This window comes from Hyphomonas sp. UBA3195, from assembly GCF_002366485.1.
Lineage (GTDB): Bacteria > Pseudomonadota > Alphaproteobacteria > Caulobacterales > Hyphomonadaceae > Hyphomonas.
This window is the reverse complement of sequence record NZ_DEXB01000034.1, coordinates 67,311-87,980: the sequence shown is the minus strand read 5'-3', so window position 1 is coordinate 87,980 and position 20,670 is coordinate 67,311. Positions and strand designations below refer to the sequence as shown.

Annotated in this window: 22 protein-coding genes and 1 pseudogene; 21 read left to right on the top strand and 2 right to left on the bottom strand. The window is 60.3% G+C overall.

Annotated elements, in window-relative coordinates; translation table 11 throughout:
* The first annotated feature begins 13 nt into the window (after nucleotides 1-13).
* A complete protein-coding gene (locus tag B2344_RS10915) occupies nucleotides 14-688 on the top strand; it encodes a TetR/AcrR family transcriptional regulator (RefSeq protein ID WP_034741997.1) in 675 nt (224 codons plus the stop codon).
* A 49-nt stretch (nucleotides 689-737) separates the two neighbouring features.
* Here the strand turns inward: B2344_RS10915 and B2344_RS16030 are convergent.
* Nucleotides 738-974, bottom strand: a pseudogene (locus B2344_RS16030) (IS66 family transposase); the annotation flags it as partial.
* A gap of 626 nt (nucleotides 975-1,600) precedes the next feature.
* Here B2344_RS16030 and B2344_RS10910 point away from each other — a divergent pair.
* From B2344_RS10910 to B2344_RS10895, 4 genes are read left to right on the top strand one after another with little or no spacing between them, the layout of a single operon-like run.
* The gene (locus B2344_RS10910; protein WP_290485214.1) at nucleotides 1,601-2,179 is read left to right on the top strand and encodes an antirestriction protein ArdA; all 579 of its coding nucleotides are present in this window, start codon (nucleotides 1,601-1,603) and stop codon (nucleotides 2,177-2,179) included.
* A 13-nt stretch (nucleotides 2,180-2,192) separates the two neighbouring features.
* On the top strand, nucleotides 2,193-2,387 hold the full coding sequence (locus tag B2344_RS10905) for a hypothetical protein (protein ID WP_034742735.1): 195 nt from the start codon (nucleotides 2,193-2,195) through the stop codon (nucleotides 2,385-2,387).
* On the top strand, nucleotides 2,384-2,863 hold the full coding sequence (locus B2344_RS10900; protein WP_290485213.1) for a hypothetical protein: 480 nt from the start codon (nucleotides 2,384-2,386) through the stop codon (nucleotides 2,861-2,863). Before B2344_RS10905 ends, B2344_RS10900 begins: the two co-directional genes overlap by 4 nt.
* A gap of 37 nt (nucleotides 2,864-2,900) precedes the next feature.
* The gene (locus B2344_RS10895; RefSeq protein ID WP_051615408.1) at nucleotides 2,901-4,628 is read left to right on the top strand and encodes a ParB/RepB/Spo0J family partition protein; all 1,728 of its coding nucleotides are present in this window, start codon (nucleotides 2,901-2,903) and stop codon (nucleotides 4,626-4,628) included.
* Between the two features lie 3 nt (nucleotides 4,629-4,631).
* Here the strand turns inward: B2344_RS10895 and B2344_RS10890 are convergent, their stop codons facing one another.
* Complete coding sequence (locus B2344_RS10890; RefSeq protein WP_034740681.1) at nucleotides 4,632-4,916, bottom strand: hypothetical protein; 285 nt, start codon at nucleotides 4,914-4,916, stop codon at nucleotides 4,632-4,634.
* 98 nt (nucleotides 4,917-5,014) lie between these two features.
* Between B2344_RS10890 and B2344_RS10885 the strand changes: the two genes are divergently transcribed.
* The 16 genes from B2344_RS10885 to trbJ all read left to right on the top strand — a co-directional run bounded on the left by B2344_RS10885 (nucleotide 5,015) and on the right by trbJ (nucleotide 20,669).
* Nucleotides 5,015-5,254 (top strand): helix-turn-helix domain-containing protein, encoded by a 240-nt coding sequence (locus tag B2344_RS10885; RefSeq protein ID WP_034740683.1) that lies wholly within the window; start codon nucleotides 5,015-5,017, stop codon nucleotides 5,252-5,254.
* 380 nt (nucleotides 5,255-5,634) lie between these two features.
* Nucleotides 5,635-5,973: a DUF736 domain-containing protein gene (locus tag B2344_RS10880; protein ID WP_051615410.1), complete on the top strand. Its 339-nt coding sequence runs from the start codon at nucleotides 5,635-5,637 to the stop codon at nucleotides 5,971-5,973.
* Between the two features lie 131 nt (nucleotides 5,974-6,104).
* The gene (locus tag B2344_RS10875) at nucleotides 6,105-6,956 is read left to right on the top strand and encodes a DNA -binding domain-containing protein (protein ID WP_034740689.1); all 852 of its coding nucleotides are present in this window, start codon (nucleotides 6,105-6,107) and stop codon (nucleotides 6,954-6,956) included.
* 138 nt (nucleotides 6,957-7,094) lie between these two features.
* The gene (locus B2344_RS10870) at nucleotides 7,095-7,349 is read left to right on the top strand and encodes a helix-turn-helix domain-containing protein (protein WP_034740690.1); all 255 of its coding nucleotides are present in this window, start codon (nucleotides 7,095-7,097) and stop codon (nucleotides 7,347-7,349) included.
* On the top strand, nucleotides 7,333-7,791 hold the full coding sequence (locus B2344_RS10865) for a DUF2840 domain-containing protein (RefSeq protein WP_051615412.1): 459 nt from the start codon (nucleotides 7,333-7,335) through the stop codon (nucleotides 7,789-7,791). The genes B2344_RS10870 and B2344_RS10865 overlap by 17 nt, the downstream gene beginning before the upstream one ends.
* Complete coding sequence (locus tag B2344_RS10860) at nucleotides 7,776-8,339, top strand: S26 family signal peptidase (protein WP_034740693.1); 564 nt, start codon at nucleotides 7,776-7,778, stop codon at nucleotides 8,337-8,339. Before B2344_RS10865 ends, B2344_RS10860 begins: the two co-directional genes overlap by 16 nt.
* A 181-nt stretch (nucleotides 8,340-8,520) precedes the next feature.
* On the top strand, nucleotides 8,521-10,437 hold the full coding sequence (locus B2344_RS10855) for a DUF3363 domain-containing protein (protein WP_034740696.1): 1,917 nt from the start codon (nucleotides 8,521-8,523) through the stop codon (nucleotides 10,435-10,437).
* Nucleotides 10,438-10,625: 188 nt separating this feature from the next.
* Nucleotides 10,626-11,798, top strand: a complete 1,173-nt coding sequence (locus tag B2344_RS10850; protein WP_034740700.1) for an ATP-binding protein — start codon at nucleotides 10,626-10,628, stop codon at nucleotides 11,796-11,798.
* 9 nt (nucleotides 11,799-11,807) lie between these two features.
* The gene (locus B2344_RS10845; RefSeq protein WP_051615416.1) at nucleotides 11,808-13,196 is read left to right on the top strand and encodes a hypothetical protein; all 1,389 of its coding nucleotides are present in this window, start codon (nucleotides 11,808-11,810) and stop codon (nucleotides 13,194-13,196) included.
* A gap of 261 nt (nucleotides 13,197-13,457) precedes the next feature.
* Nucleotides 13,458-15,485, top strand: coding sequence for a conjugal transfer protein TraG (locus B2344_RS10840; RefSeq protein ID WP_034740703.1), 2,028 nt, complete (start codon nucleotides 13,458-13,460; stop codon nucleotides 15,483-15,485).
* A 3-nt stretch (nucleotides 15,486-15,488) separates the two neighbouring features.
* Nucleotides 15,489-15,980, top strand: coding sequence for a hypothetical protein (locus B2344_RS10835; protein WP_051615419.1), 492 nt, complete (start codon nucleotides 15,489-15,491; stop codon nucleotides 15,978-15,980).
* Nucleotides 15,967-16,965 (top strand): P-type conjugative transfer ATPase TrbB, encoded by a 999-nt coding sequence (gene trbB, locus B2344_RS10830; RefSeq protein ID WP_034740704.1) that lies wholly within the window; start codon nucleotides 15,967-15,969, stop codon nucleotides 16,963-16,965. Before B2344_RS10835 ends, trbB begins: the two co-directional genes overlap by 14 nt.
* Nucleotides 16,962-17,279 (top strand): TrbC/VirB2 family protein, encoded by a 318-nt coding sequence (locus tag B2344_RS10825; protein ID WP_034740707.1) that lies wholly within the window; start codon nucleotides 16,962-16,964, stop codon nucleotides 17,277-17,279. The genes trbB and B2344_RS10825 overlap by 4 nt, the downstream gene beginning before the upstream one ends.
* A complete protein-coding gene (locus tag B2344_RS10820; RefSeq protein WP_034740710.1) occupies nucleotides 17,279-17,530 on the top strand; it encodes a VirB3 family type IV secretion system protein in 252 nt (83 codons plus the stop codon). The genes B2344_RS10825 and B2344_RS10820 overlap by 1 nt, the downstream gene beginning before the upstream one ends.
* On the top strand, nucleotides 17,527-19,965 hold the full coding sequence (trbE, locus tag B2344_RS10815; RefSeq protein WP_034740713.1) for a conjugal transfer protein TrbE: 2,439 nt from the start codon (nucleotides 17,527-17,529) through the stop codon (nucleotides 19,963-19,965). Before B2344_RS10820 ends, trbE begins: the two co-directional genes overlap by 4 nt.
* Complete coding sequence (trbJ, locus tag B2344_RS10810) at nucleotides 19,950-20,669, top strand: P-type conjugative transfer protein TrbJ (RefSeq protein ID WP_034740718.1); 720 nt, start codon at nucleotides 19,950-19,952, stop codon at nucleotides 20,667-20,669. The genes trbE and trbJ overlap by 16 nt, the downstream gene beginning before the upstream one ends.
* Nucleotide 20,670: the final 1 nt, after the last annotated feature.

The window sequence follows — 20,670 nt, the reverse complement described above, 5'->3', positions numbered from 1 at the left end:
CCTTGTGGACCACATGGTCCGCACCGTTGGTTCTAACCTTCCAGTCCGTTACAATCAAGCCATGAGCCGCCCCAGATTCGAAAATCTCGACCCATCGAAACAGCGCCTCCTGATGGATGCAGCTGCCGCAGAATTTGGGACTAGGGGATTTGAAGGCGCTTCACTGAACCGCATTCTTGAAGTGGCGGGCATCAGCAAGAGTTCGCTATATTACTACTTTGATGACAAGGCCGACCTATTCCGCACTCTTTTAGAGAAGTCCCTTCTAAAAATGCAGGACGAGATTGGACCGTTCGACCCACTGGACTTAGACCGATCTTCCTTCTGGCCTGAATGCGAGCGCTTTTATGGCAAGTGCGTGGACATGCTCGGAAGGGATGAATGGTTCGTGCGACTTGGACGAATGTTTTACCAGTTCCAGAACAGCCAAAGCCTTGCAGAGAGTGCGGAAGAAATGTTTTCCATCGCCCGACAATGGGCAAAAGTATTACTTGAGCACGGCCAAGCACTCGGCCAGGTGCGCACAGATCTGCCAATTGATTTGCTTGTTACCTGTACACTAGGTCTTGCCCAGGCCCTGGATGAGTGGGTCTTTTTGAACTGGGAAAAAATCGAAGGCAAAGACCGCAAGGAAATGACGTCGTCTCATATCGGCATGTTCCGTAGACTTCTTTATCCAGAAAACTGAATTCGTTTCTTTTGCTTCGCACCCATCCGGTGATGTCGCCCCGCTCAGAGTCGGCGAACAAATAGTTCTTCCGGCCGACAGGAATACAACGCATGTTGAGTTCGGCGTCATTGTTATCAAGTTCCAGTTCGCCGTGTTCCAAATTGACCTTCAGCTTGGTCAGCAGGATAAGTGCAAAGCTGATCGCCTTACCAAGAGCATGCTTGGTAGAGACCTGCAAAACTTGGTTGCGCAGCCAGTCTTCAAAGTCGTCTAGCGTTAGTTTTGATTGTTCCTGGCACACCATCTGTTTCTCGATGGCGAAAAAGCTCAGAAATCTTTTCTGACAGCTTCTTCGGCCATAACCGAGCCCGAGCCTTTGACGAGATCAACAGATTTGCGCCGGATAGGCACCTACAGGCAACCTCCATGATATCCGGAGTCTCATACAGAGGATTGAAGCTGACATAGCCATCAGCATGGATATAGCCGGCTAGAAACGATGAGGATCCATAATGAGAATCAACATGAACATGTGAAATTACCATCCTGGTTGATTTTGTTGGGACCGGATCGGGGCGCCTCCGGCTGCGCCGGACCGCGCTCGCGTGAATGGAGCCGCCCAAGCGGGCGTCTCCACCCTTCGGGCTTTGATCGCTGGCGCATCTTGATCGTTTCAAACAGCGGACGGGTCGCGGAACGCGCCCCGGCTTTTTTGGTGTTTCCCCTGAAGACGGGGGTGGGCGGTCGGCGCGTATGGCGCCGGGCGGTCCCGGCCGCAAGGGCCTTGGATTTTAGTCCGTCTAGGTCGCTTTTCTCCTCCTACCAAAACCCTTGCGCCCGCGCCCTCATGCCCGGCGCCTGACGGCCTCTCACCGCCCACCCCCGCCTTCCGGGGAAATGTGTGACAGGGCGGAGAAGGAGGCTGATGCCATGACCACACCTGCGAACACCGCACCCCTTGAAACGCCTGCCGGGCGAAGCTGCGAAACACCCCAGCGGGATGATTGCCGCATCTATGTGGCCTGCCTCGCGGCTTACAATAACGACATTCTGCACGGGCGCTGGATCGACGCCGCCAGCGGCGAAGCCCATATCTGGGGTGAGACGCGCGCCATGCTTGCCGCCTCGCCTATTCCGAATGCGGAGGAATGGGCGATTCACGACTATGAAGGCTTCGAGGGCGCAAGCCTTGAAGAATATTCCAGCTTTGAAACCGTTGCGGCGCTGTCCGAGTTTATCGGCGAACATGGCCGTCTTGGCGCGGAACTCTACAGCCATTTCGGCGACGATCTGGAAGCGGCGCGCGCCGCCTTCGAGGATTATGCGGGCGAACATAAAAGCCTCGCGCACTTCGCCGAGGATTTGAATCTGGAATGCGGCCCCGCCATTCCGAAACGCTACGAATATTACATCGATTGGGAGGCGATGGGCCGCGACATGGAATTGTCGGGCGACGTCTTCACCATTGAGACGGGATTTGAAGAAGTCCACGTCTTCTGGTCGCGTTGAGGGGGCGAGAACGATGGCCCGCTTTCAAGCCAAACCAAGAGAGGACGGCAAAGGCCCTTACAGATGGGCGCATGTGGTCCGTTCAAGCAAAGGGTTTCGCCTTGGCTCGATCTACCGCCAGATGGGCGATGATCTGAAGACGGTTGAAACCCGCGCCCTGACGCAGATTTGCGCCCGCGAAGGCTTTGACCTCAGGAGGGCGCCATGACCTTCACCGAAACCTTTGGCGGCTTCGTGTGCGAAGGCGATGCGATCCACTGCGAAAAAGACGGGTATCACGTCACCGCGCGCATCTTCCGCGATGATTGCCCCGACGCGCCGGACAAGCGCCAGGACGGATTCTGGCCCTCGCTCTACAAGGATGCGCCCGGCTTCATCGGACCCGGAAAGAACTTTCGCCAGCGCTTCGACGACGCTCAAGCGCGCGCCGAACACATCATGGGGGCGTGGCGCAAGGACGACTGGTTCTACTGCGGCGTCGTCCTGTCAGTGAGTTTCGCCGAGATAAAATTGCTTGACTGCGCCGCCAGCCTCTGGGGCGTTGAGGCGAATTATCCCGATACCGACAATTCCTATCTGACCGAAACTGCAAACGAACTTCTGGCCGAAGCCCTCGACGCCGCGCGGGCCGAGCAGGCGCGGCTTTGCGCGACCCTTTGCAATCAAGATGCCGCAAGCGGCTGACGAATATCCCAACTCCAACCCATAAGGACACGACCGCATGAAACTCCAACATATCCCCGTCGAGCAGTTGAAAGTCAGCAAGCTGAATATGCGTTATGAGCGCAGAAAGCCCGATATTTCGGATATCTTGCCGTCGATTCGCGAACGCGGCGTTCGCCAGACGCTGCTTGTTCGCAAGGAAGGCCAGCACTACGGCGTTGTCGCCGGTCGTCGCCGCCTGTTCGCCCTCAAACAGGTCGCCAAGGAAACCGGCAAATCCCTCACCGCGCCATGCGGCGTTCTTGGGCCGGGAGACGACGCCGAGGCGATTGAAGACTCGCTTCTGGAAAACATCGCCCGGTTGCCGCCCGGCGAGTTGCAGCAATATGACGCCTTCGCCCGGCTCGTTCAGGCAGGAAAGTCCGTCGAAGACATCGCCGCGACCTTTGGCGTTACGGACCTTAAAGTACGCCGCGTGCTGGCGTTGGCGAACCTCTTGCCGGACATCAAGCGGCTCTATGAAGAGGACGAGATCGATGCGGGCACATTGCGCGCGCTGACCCTCGCCACGCCGGACCAGCAGGAAAGCTGGCTGAAACTCGTCGCTGATCCGAACGAACACGCCCCGCGCGGCGAACGCCTGAAAGCATGGCTGACGGGCGGCGCGCGCATCTTCACCAAGGCGGCGCTGTTCGATCTTGCCGTCTATGACGGGCATATCCTGACCGACCTGTTCGGCGACAGCGCCATTTTCGCCGACCCGGACCTGTTCTGGTCCTGTCAGAACGCCGCCATCGCCGAACGGATCGACGCCTACAAGGCGGCGGGCTGGCAAGCGGTCGAGATATTGGAACGCGGGGCGTACTTTTCGTCATGGGAATATGTGAAACGACCCAAGACCAAGGGCGGGCGCATCTATGTCGAAACCCGCCATGACGGCGCCGTGACCTTCCATGAAGGCTATATCGGCCAGAAGGAAGCGCAGCGGCTTGAGCGCACGGCGAAAGGGGAGAAGGGCGCAGCGGCGCCTGAAAAACCGGAAATGTCCGGCCCCTTGGGGGAATATGTCACCCTCCACCGTCACGCCGCGATCCGGGCGCGCTTGCCCGGTCATCCGGGCGTCGCGCTCCGTCTCGCCGTCGCCCATCTGCTGATCGGCTCGGCGCTCTGGCGCATCGAGGCCGACCCGCAGCGAACCCGCAAGCAGGCGACAGCCGACAGCCTCGCCGCCAGTGAAGGCGAACGCCTCATGCAGGAAGAGGCCGCCCATGTCTGCGCCATGATCGGTTTTGAAAATCCCGAACGCGGGCTGGTGCGCCAGAACGGAGACGGCTGGACGACCGCCAAGGTGTTCGCAAGGCTTTTGGAAATGAAGGACAGCGATGTGCTGCGCATACTCGCTCTTGCAATGGCCGAAAGTCTGGAAGCAGGATCGCCAATGGTCGAGGCTTTGGCGCAGACCATCGAACCCGACCTCGCCGCGCTCTGGACGCCGGACGAAGCGTTCTTCGATCTCTTGCGGGATAAGCGCGTCATCAACGCGATGGTGGCCGACATCGCGGGTGACGCCGCCGCAAAAGCCTGCCTCACGGAAACCGGCAAGGCGCAAAAGCAAATCATCCGTAACCGCATCGATGGCAAGGGATGCGAAGCCTCGCCCGACTGGCGTCCGCGCTGGATGACGGATGTTCCCACAGCCTATCTCACCGCCAATGGCTGTCCGCCTGTCGCGGCGTCGGAAAAGGCGCGCTCGGCGGTTTCAGAAGAGAAGAAAGCGGTAGCGTAACGATCAAGCGCCGCGCTGGTTCGCCAGTGCGGCGCCTACCTCATCGAGGCAGGATCGAAGACTGTCGGCGAGCCCGGTCAACGCCGCCATATCTGCTTCGCCGGGTGCGGCGGACTGAAGCGCGAGCATTTCGCAGACCAATGCGTGAAGGGCTACCGGCCCGCACACGCCGTCATCGCCGAACAGTCGCGCATTGTCCTCGGCGGACAAATTCTCGCAATCAAGCGCGACGAATCCCGACTGCGTCATGAAAATGCGCAGGCGCTCGATATCTACAGGATGATTCACCTCAAACGCCTTTCTCAAATGCCCGCCGTCAGCCGCGAATGACGATTCCCAAATATATTTGGTAGCGAAGAATCGCGCCCCTTGTCCACTTGGGGCGGATGAACGCAAGGGATATCGTCGCACGGAATGTCAGGAAAAGACGCGCCGAACTGGGCCTCAGCCAGGACGAGGTCGGCGCGCGCGCTGAATCGTCCGGCAACTATATCGGCATGATCGAGCGCAGCGAGACATCGGTTTCCATCGACATGCTCGCAGACATCGCCGAAGTGCTGGGCGTATCCCTGCGCGACCTTGTCGATCCCGATTGGACTGGAGAGGAGCACGGATCGGCGAATTGAGCCGGGCCTCGCCTCTTTCGGAACCGGCATCACCGACTGGTCTCGGCAACTCGGCGGCCGCGCCTTGCGTCGTCGAAACGGGTTGAGCCTGCATCCAGTCGCTTGCGCCATCACCATCTCTCATAGCGCCAGACCCTCGTCTCGGCCACTTCCCCTTAGCGAGCCCTGACCCATGGGCCGAAACGCCGCCGGCCCTGAAACCCTGCGCTGCCCGCTTTTTTCCTCCCCGCTGCGCGGGTTCATCGCGAACCAAAAAAGCGCGCGGCTCCGGGTGCTCCACATGCGTTCCGCCCGGCTCCGTAGAGCCGGTTCGGACCGTCGCCGCCCCGGCCTTCATGGGGGGGCGCCAAGGGGATTGGCCCCGAGCAGGGCGCGACAACATGGAGACGAAAATCATGGCTCAAGCACTTGGATATGTGACGCAAACCGAAAACGGCGATTACGAAGGTACCCTCGCCATGGGCGTTAACGCCCGCATCAGAATCACCCGCAACGCGGCGAAAGAGCCGGGCTCGAAACAGCCCGACTTCCGCATCTTCAGCCCGCAATTCGGGGAACTTGGCGGCGGCTGGACCCGCACCGGAAAGACCTCGGGACGTGAATATGTGTCGCTGACACTGGCGCATCCGATGATCTCGCAGCGCCGGGTCTACGCCAATCTCGGCCCCGCCTCGGGCGGTCAGGACGGCGAGTTCGCGCTCCTCTGGAACGCGGCCTGAATAGAATTCGACGCGCGGGCGACATCCCGCGCGCCGATCGCTGCGCGGTTCAATCTCTGGTTTGTAATTTTCAATTGAAATTTTAACGAATCCTAACCGTCAACTGCGATCATGGCCGGCCAGGAGTTCCGATGAATGATCGCGCGACAAGTCCAAGACAATCAGAACGCGCCGGCGATCCGCCGGCGCGGGATCTGCGTCTGCCTTATGCGGCCTGGGCATGGGAGTATCTGAGGCGAAACAGGGACTATGCGCGCAGCTATCGATCCTCCCGCGCCGGTCGCGCACGACCCGTTCCGCTGAATACAGGCGCCGTTCTGATCCGCGAAAAAAGACGATGGTCCGATGCCGAAAAGTGGGGACTCTTGAGCTTCGCCGACCCGGAAAAGTCTTGCGAAGAAGCGAATGTTTTCTGGCGGCCCGACAGGCTGGCGGGCGCCTTGCCGATCCAGCTTCTCCGGCTTCGGGGAACGGGCGTCGATGGCGAAAACGCCGCGCATGAGGAAATCGAACTCTGCCAGCTTCAAACCCGGCGGATCATGCTCGACACAGTCGATGGCGCCCGTCACATTCTGTTGTGCGGACGGCGTTTCTGGGTTCAGCTTGTTTGCGAAGCCCCGCGATCACGGGCTGAAAACTGCGCCATCGCGGTTCGGATCGATTCAATTCGTCATTATCAGCGTCGTCTTGATACTGCGAGCCAGCTCCTGTCGCTCTATCATTCAGCAGGCGGAAAAATTTCCCTGATCGGGCGCAGCCGGGACTCGACACGGCTCGCGCAAGGGCTTATCGCCATCGACATTGTGAATGCGGGCGGGTCCCATCGCGATGTCGCCGAGGCGATCTACGGCGCTGACAAAGTGGCGGAACGCTGGGGCGGACCATCCTGCTACTATGAAGACTGGGCAAGACGGCTTGTCGCCCGCGCCCGCTTCATGGTGAATGAAGGCTATCTGGGCCTTCTCGGGAAAAAGACCCTTTAACGCATGGTGAAGGTCGTCGCGGCGAAAACGCAACGTCGCGAATTCGCCGCTTCAGCCTCCCTCAAAATCCGTCATGATTTCCTCTAGGAGCCGAAAATTCGACCGGCCCCGACACTGTTGTTGCGTAGTGGGGACATCATGGAACACGCGAAAAATCCGCCTGTCGAAAGTCCGTATTTCACCGCCGCCGAGGCTGCCGCTTATCTCAGGCTTGAAGAATCAACCCTCAACGCCATGCGCTGGCGAAAGGAAGGACCGAACTGGCGCAAGCATGGCGGCAAGGTCGTCTATCACAGGGATGCGCTGGATCGCTGGTCGCGCGGGCGCGATTCCGATCCGACCGTGAGAAACGAACCCGGCGCGAATGAGGACGGCGATGGCGCCCGGTCCTGAAGCCCATCGCCTCACCGTCGTCATCCTTCAATATCGAAAGAACAGGCTTAATCATCGGCTCGTTTTCGGGACGGCGCGCTTCATTGTGCGCCGGGGATGGCGGCGAAGACTCGCCGCGTTCGCCCCCGATGCGACCTTCGGTTATGAGCGCTGGCAGGCGGGAGACCACGGCACGCGGGACTGGCGATTGTTCGTGTGCCGCACGTCATCACAGGGGTCGCTGACGAAGATTCCGGGCGTGCTGCCGGGGGCCGTCCTGCTGCTTGAAGCGCGCGGAAAAACGAAAGTGAAGCGCGCCTTCGCCGCCTTCGATGCGCTCAGGCGGGAGGGCGAAAGCCTTGAAGACCTGGCGCCGCATCGCTGGCGCGCGCTGCACAACGCGCTCCAAACACGCCCATCCACATTGAACGACGGGAGCGATCCATCATGGCCGCGCGTCTGATTGCAGGAACCGCCGCAACGATCGTGTGCGCCGCAACAGTGGTGCAAATTGCGGCGCCGCCGAACCCGCTTGTCCTCTATAATCCAAGCGAAAGCGCGCCGGTCGGATGGTACAGGATCGACGCAGACGGCGCCGTCAAACGCGGCGCGATGGTCGCTGCATATGCACCGGATGAGGCGCGACTGCTCGCCCATGAACGGGGTTATCTGCCGTCCCATATTCCCCTCATCAAGACTGTCTGGGCGGCGGCGGGAGAAGAAATCTGTTCCGAAGGAGGCGTCATCCGCGCCCCGAACCGTCCTGATATATACGCGCTGGCGCAGGACGGTTCGGGGCGGGAGATGCCGGTCTGGACAGGCTGTATTGTCCTTCGTTCAGACGAGATTTTTCTCGTCTCCACCGATGTGCAGACTTCTTTCGACAGCCGGTATTTCGGACCGGTCCCGGTCAAAAACGTGCTCGGCACGGTCGATTTCGTTGGTCCGGAACCGGATCGATCGGATGCGTCCGGCGCGCAAACCGGCGGGGCGCGGGACGAACGTCAGTGAGGGGCGCGGAGGGCAAGATAAAAGACGGGAGCGCCCCCTGGGCGCTTATCCCTTGTCTGCACATCATTTTCGGGAGTGATATTATTCGTGCAGGGAGCACCCCCGATTGCACGGTTACTCCGGTCATGACTGACGTATTCGGGGGTGATCCCCGGAAATCGACTGATGGGACGTGGGCGTCATGACGGGCGACGGCGACAGGTTCGAGGTGCGCCTCGGCCGCATGCGGTCGCCGTCAGGCGCGCGCAAGGTCGAGGGCTTCTTCCGCAAGGTCTCGAAGGGCGCCCGCAAACTCGGGCGCGGCGGCGGACGCGGGCGCTCGCAACGCAGCGCTGCGCGCACGCAGTTTTACCGGCGCGTTCTGGTCAAGGTGCGTGTCGTCAGCATGGATCCAAAAGGCCGCCTCGCGCAGAAGCTCCACCTCAACTATGTGGAGCGGGATGGGACCGGCCCGGACGGCGAGCCCTCGCGCCTCTATGACCGGCATGGCCCGGACGCCGACAAACAGGCATTCCTGGAGCGCGGGGCGGAGGACCGCCACCAGTTCCGGATCATTCTGTCTCCGGAGGATGCGGGCGAGCTTTCCAGCCTCACCGAATTCACACGCGACCTGACGGCGCAGATGGAGCGCGATCTTGGAACCAGGCTCGACTGGGTGGCGGTCGATCACTACGACACCGGCCAGCCCCATACGCATCTCATCATCTCGGGCAAACGCGACGATGGGCGCGATCTCGTCATCCCCCGCGATTTTATTTCGCGTGGCCTGCGCGAACGCGCGCAGGCGCTTGTCGAGCTTGAACTCGGACCCGTTCCGGAAACCGACGGCCGCGCCCGCATGGCTCGCATGGTCGGACAGGCGCGTTTCACCGAGATCGATCGCGCCCTCATCCGGCGCGCGCGGGAGAGTGTCGTCGATCTGTCCGGACCGCACCGTCCCGGCGACGGATGGCGCCGACAGATTGAGCGCATGCGTCTTGGAAAATTGCAGGGGATGGCCCTCGCCGAACCCTTGGGAAAGGGACGCTGGCGATTGGCGGACCATGCCGAAACGGATCTGCGACGCATGGGCGAGCGTGGCGACGTCATCAAGGCCATGCACCGCGCTATGCGAAATCAGGGCGTCGCGCGCACGCTTGATGCTGGTGCGATTTTCGATCCCGCATCCGAGGGCGCTCGGCCTGTCACAGGCGTCATTCTAGACAAGGGCGTCGCCGACGACGTCAACGACCGCGCCTTCATCGTAGTTGACGGGCTTCGGGGCCGGCCTGTCCATGTCGTCGTCGGCGGCGAGGATCGGCTTGCGTCTCTTGAGACAGGTCGCATCGTTACCGTCGCGCCGCCGAACCGGGACCCGCGCCGGGCCGATCATGTCATCGCCGAGATCGCCGCCGCCAATGAGGGGCGCTATTCCAGCGCGCTCCACATGGCGCACGATAAGAGCGCCCGGCCAGAGTTCGTGGCCGCCCATATCAGGCGGCTCGAAGCGCTCCGGCGTGTGGGTCATGCAACACGCGTATCGGATGGAAGCTGGCGCGTGCCCGAAGACTATCTGGACCGCGCAGGCGATTATGAGAAAGCCGCCACCTCCGGCCGCCCGGTCGAGATTAGGGTGCATTCCTCTTTGCGGCTGGCGCAGATGAAGTCGGCGATGGGCGCGACCTGGCTCGATGAGCATTTGCGGGACTTCGATGATGCAGGCGCCGTTCATGGCTTCGCTGGCGAGGTCGAGGCGGCGCGCATCGCACGGCGGCAATTTCTGATGCAGCAGGGTCTGATAAATCACGACCATGGACGGTTGTCACAATCGGTGCTCGATAGGCTCGAAGCTCATGACCTGAAGGACGCCGGCGACTCCCTCGCCGAAACGCTTGGCAAACCCTATGCCCCGGCGCCGGCGGCCGGGCGCGTGAATGGTGTGTACACGCAGGCGGTTGAACGACCGAGTGGCAGATACGCCGTCATCGAGCGGACGCGCGATTTTACGCTCGTTCCATGGCGGGACGTGATGGACCGCAATCTCGGCAAGTCGGTGAGCGGCCTCGTCCGGGAGGGCGGGATTAGCTGGACGCTGACGCGCGGAAGGGGGATTGGATGATTGGGCGAGGGCGTCTTGTAGTCATCTATGGCTACGTCTGGCTACCGGCCTTGATGGAGCCTTCGGAACCTGTCCGAAGAGTTATAGTCAGTTTAGCCGGGTGAGACCTAAACCAGTGGCCGTTACAGAGGAATCGGTTATAGTAAGTTTAGCATTCGATCCCCTAAACTCGCTATAAGTTGTCAATCATGAAGGCACTTGCCAATCCATACGCGCCAGGCGCTGGCTACCCGCCTCCGGAACTTGCCGGGCGGGACGGCATCCTCGACGAGGCGGGGCTTGCGATCAAGATGAGCCGCGCCGGCAAACCTGCCCGAAGCGTCATGCTGGTTGGACTTCGCGGCGTCGGCAAGACCGTCCTCCTCAATGAGATTCAGTCGATGGCCGACAGAGAAGGCGCCTTCACCGACTTCATCGAAGTCAGCAAAAACGAGCCGCTTTCCGTCGTCATCATCGCCACCCTGCGCGCCGCCCTGCTGAAGCTCGACCGGATGAAGGGCGTCAGCGAAAAGGTGAAAAAGGGCTTGCGCGTCCTCAAGAGTTTTGTCGGCGCCGTGAAAGTCAAATATGGCGACGTGGAATTTTCCGTCGACGTGGAGGAAGAAGCCGGCGTCGCTGACAGCGGCACACTCACGCGCGACCTCGCGGAACTGTTCCTTGCCGCCGGTGAGGCGGCGAAAGCGCGGAAGTCATCGATTGTTATCCTAATCGATGAAATTCAGAACCTTGAGCTGGACGAGTTTGAAGCGCTGATCATGGCGATTCACCGCGTCGATCAAAAGCGTCTTCCGTTTCTGGTTGTCGGCGCCGGGCTGCCGACGCTTGTCAAACTGTCAGGCGATGCGAAGTCCTATGCCGAGCGATTGTTCGACTACCCGGATATTGGCAGCCTGAATGACAAAGACGCACGACAAGCGCTGGTCGCTCCGGCGAAAGACGCCGATGTGGCCTATGATGAAAAAGCGGTCGCTCTGATCCTTCAGCACACAAAGGGATATCCGTATTTCCTTCAGGAATGGGGATACCAGTGTTGGAAAGCCGCCACGAAATCTCCCATCACCGTCAAGGATGTCAACACGGCAAGCAAGGCCGCCATCGCCCGTTTGGACGACAACTTTTTCAAGTCGCGCTATTCGCGCCTTGCCGACCCTCAAAAGGAATACCTTCGCGCCATGGCGGAACTCGGTCCCGGTCCGCACCGCTCCGGAGATATTGCGAAACAGATGCGCAAGACATCTCAGCAAGTTGCCTTCATCCGCGACGCGCTCATGCAAAACGGCATGATCTACAGCCCGAAATATGGCTACGCCGCATTCACAGTGCCGCTCTTCGACGAATTCATGAAGCGTGTGATGCCGTAAGAGGGGACAATGCCCACCCGTATCAGCAAAGAACGGTTTGACACCTTCCTGTTCGGGCTTCGCGGTTCCGGCCAAACCGAGAACTGGACTGATGTCGCCCATTGGGAAACCCATGACGGTCAGGCGCTGGCCGCTCTATTTTACGTCGAGAATGATAAGATTGACGCTTTCATGGGAGCTTTGTTCCTGCGGGATGAGCACAATCGCTTCTGCGCCTTCCCTCCGCTTGTCCCATTCAGGACGAAACGCGCCGGCGAGCAGTCGATCCTGGAGAAGCTGACCGACATAGAGGCACAAACCGAACCGTTGCCAGTCCCGGACTCCGACCTTCCGGCGGGGATCGATTTGTTTACCGTTGAACACGACGCACCGCTCAATCCGATATTCCTGAATCTGCGCGACAGCCAGCATTCCTCCGCCGCCCGAGAAATCATTCGGGAGACGGCGAAGTGGTTCGTGGATCGCGACGGCAACTTCGCCCGCGACTTCCAAACCACCGGAACGAGCGCGCGGTTTTGGGAGCTTTATCTGTTCCGTGTCTTCCGGGATCTGGATTTCGACATTGATTTCTCGGTCGCTTCGCCCGACTTCGCGCTTTCGAAAGGCGACATGAAACTCTTCGTCGAGGCCACGACCGCTAACCCGGCTGACCAAGCTTTCGTGGACCTCATGGCCGGCCCCGCGCCGCCGCCTGAGGATTTCTGGCGCTTTATCGAAAACGATATGGCACTGATTTTCGGATCGCCGCTCTATACAAAACAGATGAAAGCCTATTGGGAGAAAGCTCCTGTCAAAGGGCATCCCTTCGCAATCGCTGTAGCGGACTTTCATGCGCCCGGTTCAATGACATGGTCGCACACCGCCTTGTCGATCTATTTGTACGGCGTGAGCGTAATGCGAAAGACAGGAGAGGACGGCCAAGAGATGGCCGCGCCAAAACCTCTGGAGGAACATCGACGCGGCGACAAAGTCATACCGGCGGGTTTTTTTAATCAACCCGGTACAGAGCATATCTCAGCTGTCATTTTTTCGAACGCGGGCACGAAGGCGAAGTTCACACGCATGGGAACACTCGCCGGGTTCGGCGACCCTGATATGGCGGTCCGGCGCATGGGGATTCAATCAAATCCAATGCCGGGCGCGCTTGAAGGTCTGCCATTCGACATCAACATTGAAGCACCAGACTATGAGGAACGGTGGCCGGATGAACTCGAAATCTATCACAATCCAAACGCGGTCATACCGTGGCCGGATGAATCGGTTCTTCCGGATGTCACTCATTTCAAAAAGCACGATGGCGAGCTGATCTGGCGCGGCGCGCCGTTTCGCGTGCTGACGTCAAGAACGTTGGTCGAGCGGCGTCCGCCGTTCTCTAATGCGGATGAGGAGATTCGGTGAAACTTGCTAGGCGGGAGGGAATTTCCGCCTGACAAGAGCGTCCTCAGATTTCCTGAAAATGCCACACAGAACACCAAGCAGATGGCGATCTGACCGCCACCACACCAACGATAATTCTACTGACCCTAGCTCGATACGGGCCACAACGAAAAATTCCCCTGAACACCCTGATCTTGTTCAAATTTCTATACTCTTTCCTGAGTAGACGAGTCCTTGCTCCAAGCACGAAGCTGTCCTCATCAGATTTTATGAGGATGCTCCGTGTCGCCGCAATCAATACTCATTGGACAGATCATAATCGTGCTCGCCACGATTGTTTGCGGTGTCTGGCTGTCGACGCAATGGGTCGCTGCGCAGTTTTCTTATGACGCCTACCTTGGACCAGCCTGGTTCCACATCGGCGAGACCCCCGTCTACTATCCATGGCGCTTATTTGAATGGTGGTACGCCTTCGACGCATACGCGCCGGGCGTTTTCGCCAGAGGCGGCGCTATTGCAGCCGGCAGCGGATTTCTAGGCGCGTTCGTCGCCGCGATCGGATCGGTCTGGCGGGGACGGCAAGCCAAGAATCTGACGACATACGGATCGTCACGCTGGGCCGCCCGCAAGGACTTGCAGACTTGCGGCATGCTCAAGCCCTCCGGCGTTTTTCTTGGGCGCTTCGATGACGACTATCTTCGTCATGACGGCCCTGAACATGTCATGGCGTTCGCGCCGACGCGATCCGGCAAGGGCGTTGGTCTCGTTGTTCCAACCCTACTGAGTTGGACGCAAAGCGCCGTCATTCACGACATCAAGGGTGAGAACTGGCAACTCACATCGGGGTGGCGCTCGAAATTCTCTCATTGCCTTCTGTTCGACCCCACCAATGCCAGCAGCGCCAAATACAACCCGCTTCTGGAAGTCCGCAAAGGCGCGAACGAGGTTCGCGACGTTCAGAACATTGCGGACATTCTGGTCGATCCTGAAGGCGCTCTGGAGCGGCGCACCCATTGGGAGAAGACCGGCCACGCTCTGTTGGTCGGCGCCATCCTGCATGTTCTCTACGCCGAGAAAGAAAAGACGCTCGCGCAGGTCGCGCGCTTTCTGTCTGATCCCGACCGCCCCTTCGAGAAAACCCTCTGGGTCATGATGTCCACGAACCATCTGGGCGACGATGGCGAAGCGCGGCCGCATCCCGTGGTCGCGCAAGCCGCCCGAGAGCTTCTGAACAAGTCAGAGAATGAGCGGTCCGGCGTCCTGTCCACGGCAATGAGCTTCTTAGGGCTTTATCGCGACCCAACCGTGGCGGAGGTGACATCTGCTTGCGACTGGCGCATCGCGGATCTCATAGATGCAGACAAGCCGGTCTCACTTTACCTCGTTGTTCCGCCCTCAGATATTTCACGCACCAAGCCGCTCGTCCGGCTCATTCTCAACCAGATCGGCCGCCGGCTGACCGAGAAGCTGGACGGCCAGATCGATGGCGATCGCCGCCGACAGGTCTTGTTGATGCTCGACGAGTTTCCCGCGCTCGGCCGGCTCGACTTCTTCGAGAGTGCATTGGCCTTCATGGCGGGCTACGGGTTGCGCGCATTCCTGATCGCCCAATCCCTCAATCAGATTGAAAAAGCGTACGGGCCGAACAATTCGATCCTCGACAATTGCCATGTGCGCGTCGCCTTCGCGACCAATGACGAACGTACGGCGAAGAGAATTTCCGACGCCCTCGGCACCAAGACCGAGATGCGCGCCATGCGCAACTATGCCGGACACCGTCTGGCGCCCTGGCTCGCCCATGTCATGGTTTCGCGGCAAGAGACGGCGCGCCAGCTTCTCACCCCCGGCGAGGTAATGCAGCTTCCCGCCGAAGACGAGGTCGTGCTCGTATCCGGCCTGCCGCCAATTCGGGCAAAGAAGCTCAGATATTTCGAGGACGCCAATTTCACCGACCGCGTAGGGTCTCCAGCGTCAATCGGTGATCGCGGAACGCCTTATGCGGACCGGCCGCCATCTCGCACAGATGACTGGGGAACCCGGCGCCGCGCGGTCGATGAACGCCTCGTCCGGTCCTCATTCGGGAACGGTCATGATGCGGATGATGGCGGCAAGGACCTCAAGCCGGAAATCGACGCGCCTGCACAACCGGACATCGACGCCGCCGAACAGGATCGCAGCGATACGCCTGTCAGCGATAGCGATGAGGTTGCGATCAAACGCGCGGCGGACCTCGCCCGTGCGACCGACACCGCGCGCCGTGCTTACGGCGTCGACAAGGGAACCCCCAAGATTGACCTGATGGATTTTTGAACGATGCCCTCCACCAAACCCCGCATCTGGTCCTATATCGACCCCATCAATCACGCGCGATTGAAGGCGCTGGCGAAACGTCCGGGATCGAATGAATCCCAGATCGTCAACGACGCCCTCACCGCGTTCTTCATGGGCGAACACGAAGTCAAACGGGACGCCGCGCTGATCCGGCGTCTGGACCGCATGACCCGGCAGGCCGAAAGCCTCAATCGCAGTCAGGTCATAACCGCTGAAGCTTTCGCACTGTTCGTCCGCTATTTCCTGACCGTCATTCCCCCCGTGCCGGATGCAGACAAGCGCGCCGCCCAGGCGCAGGGCGCTGCGCGTTTCGAGCGCTTCATTGAGAGCCTGCAAACCGTCCTCGCGGACGGCGAGACCGTCATCTTCGCCGCACTCCAGGATGTCATGTCCGACAAGAGCGCCTTTTTCACCAAGGACGAATTGATGCGCCTGCACGATCCGGCGCCGGAGCGGGAGCATGCCGATGCCTGATGCGCGCGCCCAAACCTACCTTCGAACCGAGACCATGCTGAAAACCGCCATGGGACCGGCCGTCGTCGAGGCGCTGGATGATCCCGCCATTGTTGAAGTGATGGTCAATCCCGATGGCAAGATCTGGATCGACGCCCATGGTGACGGCCGCATGGAGACCGGGGCAGTCATGCCCGCTGCGGAAGCTGAACGGGTCATTCGCGTCGTCGGCAGCCATATCGGTCAGGAAGTGGATAGGCTCCACCCCATTGTCAGCGCCGAGCTGCCGGGCGGGGGAGAACGCTTCGAGGGCGTCATTCCGCCCGTGACCACGGCGCCGTGCTTCTCCATTCGAAAGCCGGCCGCCCGCGTCTTCACGCTCGACGATTATGTCGAGACTGGCGTGACAAGTGCAGAAGACGCAGACGCGCTCAAGGCCGCCGTCCGAGACGCCATGAACATCCTGATCGTCGGCGGCACAGGGTCGGGCAAGACCACCCTCGCAAACGCTTTGCTCGCTGAGGTCGCAATGAGCGGCGATCGCGTCGTGATCCTCGAAGACACGCGCGAACTGCAATGCGAGGCCAAGGACAAGGTCAATCTGCGGACTCAGGCCGGCGCTGTCGCCATGGCCGATCTCGTTCGCTCGACCCTGCGGCTGCGACCCGACCGGATTATCGTCGGCGAGGTCAGAGGCGGCGAAGCCCTCGACATGCTCAAAGCCTGGAACACGGGCCATCCGGGCGGAATCGCCACCATTCACGCCAACTCCGCCGGCGGCGGTCTCCAGCGCCTTGAACAGCTTGTGTCGGAAGTGACGGCTCAGACGCCGCACGCGCTGATCGCCGAAGCCATCGATCTCATCGTCTTCATCGCAGGGCGGGGACCGGAACGCCGGGTACGGACAATCAGCCGGGTGCTTGGCCGCGAGGCCGGCGACTACCGCCTGGAACCTTTTTCCTCCCCCCTCAGCCAAATCGTCAAACTGAAAGGAAGCTCATCATGATCCTGACGAAACACACCTGCCGCGCGCTTGCAATCACGCTCGGTCTCATCGTCCTTGTTGGTCCCGCCCACGCGGCCGGGTCCGGCATGCCCTGGGAGGCGCCTCTTGATTCCATCCTCCAGTCGATCGAGGGACCGGTCGCCAAGATCGTCGGCACGCTCGCCATCATTATTACCGGCCTGACGCTGGCGTTCGGCGATACGGGCGGCGGTTTCCGCAAACTGATCCAGATCGTTTTTGGTCTCTCCATCGCGTTCACAGCAACGAGCTTCTTCCTGTCCTTCTTCTCGTTCGGCGGCGGCGCAACGATCTGATGACCGAAGGTTTCGCCATACCCGTACACCGCTCCTTGACCGAGCCGATCCTGATGGGCGGCGCGCCCCGCAACGCCGCCATCCTCAACGGCACGATCGCGGCCGCGCTGGGCCTGGGGCTTCAGGTCTGGGTCGCCGGTGTCCTCTACTGGATCATCGCACATGGCGCCTGCGTCTTCATGGCGAAACGGGACCCGAAATTCATGGACGTGGTTCTGCGCCACATCCGCCATGAGGGGTATCTCGCATGATGAATCTCAAGGAATACCGGCAGTCAAATAAGAGGCTTGTAGACTTTCTGCCTTGGGCCTGTCTGATTGCGCCTGGCGTCGTCCTGAACAAGGATGGGAGCTTCCAGCGCTCTGCGATGTTTCGCGGGCCCGATCTGGAGAGCGCGACGGCGGCGAGCCTCGTTTCCGTCTGCTCACGCATCAACAACGCTTTGAAGCGTTTCGGTTCCGGTTGGGCGCTCTATTTCGAGGCGGCTCGCGAACCGGCGACGGACTATCCGGAAAGCCAGTGGCGCGATCCGGTGGGTTGGTTGATCGACGAGGAACGCAGGGGACGCTTCACCGAAGCCGGCGCTCTGTTCGAAAGCCGCTACACGCTGACCTTCGCCTTTCTGCCGCCTGCCGACAGCGTCAATCGCATCGAGGATGCGTTTGTTGAAAAGCCGGCGGAAGAAGCCGGGCTCGCCGCTTTCGATCATCTCGCCCGGTTCATCGCCGAAACCGACCGCAGTCTCGATCTTATCGCCTCTGTGGTGCCCGAAGCGCGTTTTCTGGCAGACGATGAGACGCTGACTTACCTCCAGTCGAGCTTATCCTCCAAACGCCATCCGGTTTGCGCTCCTGAAACGCCCGCCTATCTTGATGCGGTTCTGGGAGGCGTCGATCTCGTTGGCGGATTGGAACCGATGCTCGGCGGCGACCATCTGCGCGTCCTCTCCCTGCAGGGCTTTCCGAACGCAACCGAGCCGGGCCTTTTCGATGATCTGAATCGCCTCGGATTTCCGTATCGCTGGATGACCCGTTTCCTGCCGATGGACAAATCGGAGGCGACAAAGGTTCTCGGCCGATACCGGCGTCAATGGTTCGCCAAACGAAAATCTCTTTCGGCCATCGTCAAAGAGGTCATGACGAATGAAGCGTCTGCGCTCGTCGATACGGATGCGGACAATAAGGCGGCAGACGCCGATGCGGCGCTCCAGGCGCTCGGGGAGGATCATGTCAGCTATGGCTATGTGACGACATCGGTCGCGGTCATGGATGGGGATGCGGCCGCCGCTGACGAAATGATCCGCGAGGTGGAGCGGATCATCAACGGGCGGGGTTTTGTTGCGATGAGCGAAACGGTCAACGCCGTCGACGCATGGCTCGGCGGCTTGCCCGGTCACGCCTACGCCAATGTGCGTCAGCCGATCATCCACACACTCAATCTCGTTCACATGATGCCGCTTTCAGCCGTCTGGGCAGGCCCAGTCGAGAATGCTCATTTGAACGGCCCGCCGCTTCTCTACGCAACCGCGAACTCGAACACGCCATTCCGGCTCGTGCCCCACCAGAACGATGTCGGACACATGCTGGTTGTCGGCCCGACCGGCGCTGGCAAGTCGGTGCTGCTCGCGTTGATTGCAGCTCAGTTCCGACGCTACGCCGGGGCTCAAGTCTTCTTGTTTGATAAAGGCGGATCGGCCCGCGCCATCACCGCCGGCATGGGAGGCGAACACTATGCGCTCGGTGAAGACAGGGGGCTTTGTTTTCAGCCGCTCGCCCGTATCGATACAGATGCGGAGCGGTCCTGGGCGCTGGAATGGGTTTCCGGTCTGCTCGCCCATGAAGGCGTCGCCATCGATCCCGACGTGAAAGACGCCGTCTGGACGGCGCTCACATCGTTGAGCGCCGCGCCGAAAGCAGAGCGGACGATGACCGGCCTGTCGGTGCTCCTGCAATCCAACCGGCTCAAACAGGCGCTTGCGCCCTACACGCTCGCGGGCGCCCACGGCGCCTTGCTCGACGCCGATGACGAAACACTCGGGCAAAACGATTGGCAGTGCTTCGAGATGGAGGAGCTGATGCACCAGCCCTCGCTCGTGCCGCCTGTGCTGACCTACCTCTTTCATCGGCTGGAGGCACGCTTCGACGGCCGACCGACCTTGCTCATTCTGGATGAAGCCTGGGTGTTTCTCGATAACCCGCTCTTTTCCGAGCGCATTCGCGAATGGCTCAAAGTGCTCCGGAAACGGAATGTCTCGGTCATTTTCGCAACGCAGTCCTTATCGGACATCTCCGGCAGCACCATCGCGCCGGCGATTATCGAAAGCTGTCCGTCGCGCATCTTCTTACCGAATGACCGTGCGCTCGAACCCCAGCAGCAGGACACCTATCGCGCATTCGGATTGAACGACCGTCAGATCGAAATCATTGCGGAAGCGAGTCCGCGGCAGGACTATTATTTCCAGTCGCGCTCGGGAAACCGTCTGTTCGATCTGGATCTCGGGCCCGTCAGTCTCGCTTTCTGCGCCGCGTCATCGAAAGCCGATCACAAGCTCATCGACGAAGTCCAAAGCGCACACCCCGAAGAGTTCGCCGTCCACTGGCTGCACGCCCGCGACCTAGCCTGGGCGGCTGACCTCATAACCGCCACCCCCGCAACAAAAGGAGATGTCCCATGCGCCGCAGAATAATTGCCGCTCTCTTACTGGCGGCCGCGCCAATGACCATTGCGCCGCCCGCCCACGCAATTTTCGGGATCGGAGACATCGTGATCGATCCCTCCAATCTCGCTCAGAACATCCTCACAGCAGCGAACACATTGGAGCAGATCAACAATCAGGTGAAGCAGCTTCAGAACGAAGCTGACATGCTCATCAACCAGGCGACCAATCTCGTCCGTACCGGATACAATCCGCAGGCGGAGATCAATCGACTCCTCAACGAGATTTCGGTCCTGATGGACCGGGCGCGATCGATCTCCTACGTCGTCAGCGAAACCGACCGGCTCTTTCAGGAAAACTTTCCCGAAGACTATTCCGCATGGTCGCGCACACAGATGGCGACCGCTGCGGAAATGCAATGGGTGTCCGCCCGTTCGGCGTTTAACGACACGCTCCTGGTTCAGTCCCAGATCGTTCAAACGCTTAAGGCGGACACGTCATCCCTCGACGCAATGCTGGCGGAAACGGCGATCGCTGAAGGCAATCTTTCGGTTTCGCAGACCGGTAATCAGATCGCCGCGCTCGGCGTCAAACAGACCATGCAGATGCAGGAAATGATGGCGGCGCAATATCGCGCCGACGCGCTGGCGCGCGCCCGCGATCTTCAGATCGAGCGAGAGGGCCGCGAAAAGCTCGCCCGTTTTGTTGGGGGAGCCAGCGCCTACACGCGCTGAC

Bases quoted from the DNA above. Each gene is read 5' to 3' on its own strand.
- B2344_RS10835 (WP_051615419.1), top strand. From the start codon at position 15,489: ATGCCCTCCACCAAACCCCGCATCTGGTCCTATATCGACCCCATCAAT.
- B2344_RS10845 (WP_051615416.1), top strand. From the start codon at position 11,808: ATGCCCACCCGTATCAGCAAAGAACGGTTTGACACCTTCCTGTTCGGG.
- B2344_RS10820 (WP_034740710.1), top strand. From the start codon at position 17,279: ATGACCGAAGGTTTCGCCATACCCGTACACCGCTCCTTGACCGAGCCG.
- B2344_RS10880 (WP_051615410.1), top strand. From the start codon at position 5,635: ATGGAGACGAAAATCATGGCTCAAGCACTTGGATATGTGACGCAAACC.
- trbB (WP_034740704.1), top strand. From the start codon at position 15,967: ATGCCGATGCCTGATGCGCGCGCCCAAACCTACCTTCGAACCGAGACC.
- trbE (WP_034740713.1), top strand. From the start codon at position 17,527: ATGATGAATCTCAAGGAATACCGGCAGTCAAATAAGAGGCTTGTAGAC.
- B2344_RS10895 (WP_051615408.1), top strand. From the start codon at position 2,901: ATGAAACTCCAACATATCCCCGTCGAGCAGTTGAAAGTCAGCAAGCTG.
- B2344_RS10910 (WP_290485214.1), top strand. From the start codon at position 1,601: ATGACCACACCTGCGAACACCGCACCCCTTGAAACGCCTGCCGGGCGA.
- B2344_RS10915 (WP_034741997.1), top strand. From the start codon at position 14: ATGGTCCGCACCGTTGGTTCTAACCTTCCAGTCCGTTACAATCAAGCC.
- B2344_RS10865 (WP_051615412.1), top strand. From the start codon at position 7,333: ATGGCGCCCGGTCCTGAAGCCCATCGCCTCACCGTCGTCATCCTTCAA.
- B2344_RS10870 (WP_034740690.1), top strand. From the start codon at position 7,095: ATGGAACACGCGAAAAATCCGCCTGTCGAAAGTCCGTATTTCACCGCC.
- B2344_RS10860 (WP_034740693.1), top strand. From the start codon at position 7,776: ATGGCCGCGCGTCTGATTGCAGGAACCGCCGCAACGATCGTGTGCGCC.
- B2344_RS10885 (WP_034740683.1), top strand. From the start codon at position 5,015: ATGAACGCAAGGGATATCGTCGCACGGAATGTCAGGAAAAGACGCGCC.
- B2344_RS10875 (WP_034740689.1), top strand. From the start codon at position 6,105: ATGAATGATCGCGCGACAAGTCCAAGACAATCAGAACGCGCCGGCGAT.
- B2344_RS10900 (WP_290485213.1), top strand. From the start codon at position 2,384: ATGACCTTCACCGAAACCTTTGGCGGCTTCGTGTGCGAAGGCGATGCG.
- trbJ (WP_034740718.1), top strand. From the start codon at position 19,950: ATGCGCCGCAGAATAATTGCCGCTCTCTTACTGGCGGCCGCGCCAATG.
- B2344_RS10825 (WP_034740707.1), top strand. From the start codon at position 16,962: ATGATCCTGACGAAACACACCTGCCGCGCGCTTGCAATCACGCTCGGT.
- B2344_RS10855 (WP_034740696.1), top strand. From the start codon at position 8,521: ATGACGGGCGACGGCGACAGGTTCGAGGTGCGCCTCGGCCGCATGCGG.
- B2344_RS10905 (WP_034742735.1), top strand. From the start codon at position 2,193: ATGGCCCGCTTTCAAGCCAAACCAAGAGAGGACGGCAAAGGCCCTTAC.
- B2344_RS10850 (WP_034740700.1), top strand. From the start codon at position 10,626: ATGAAGGCACTTGCCAATCCATACGCGCCAGGCGCTGGCTACCCGCCT.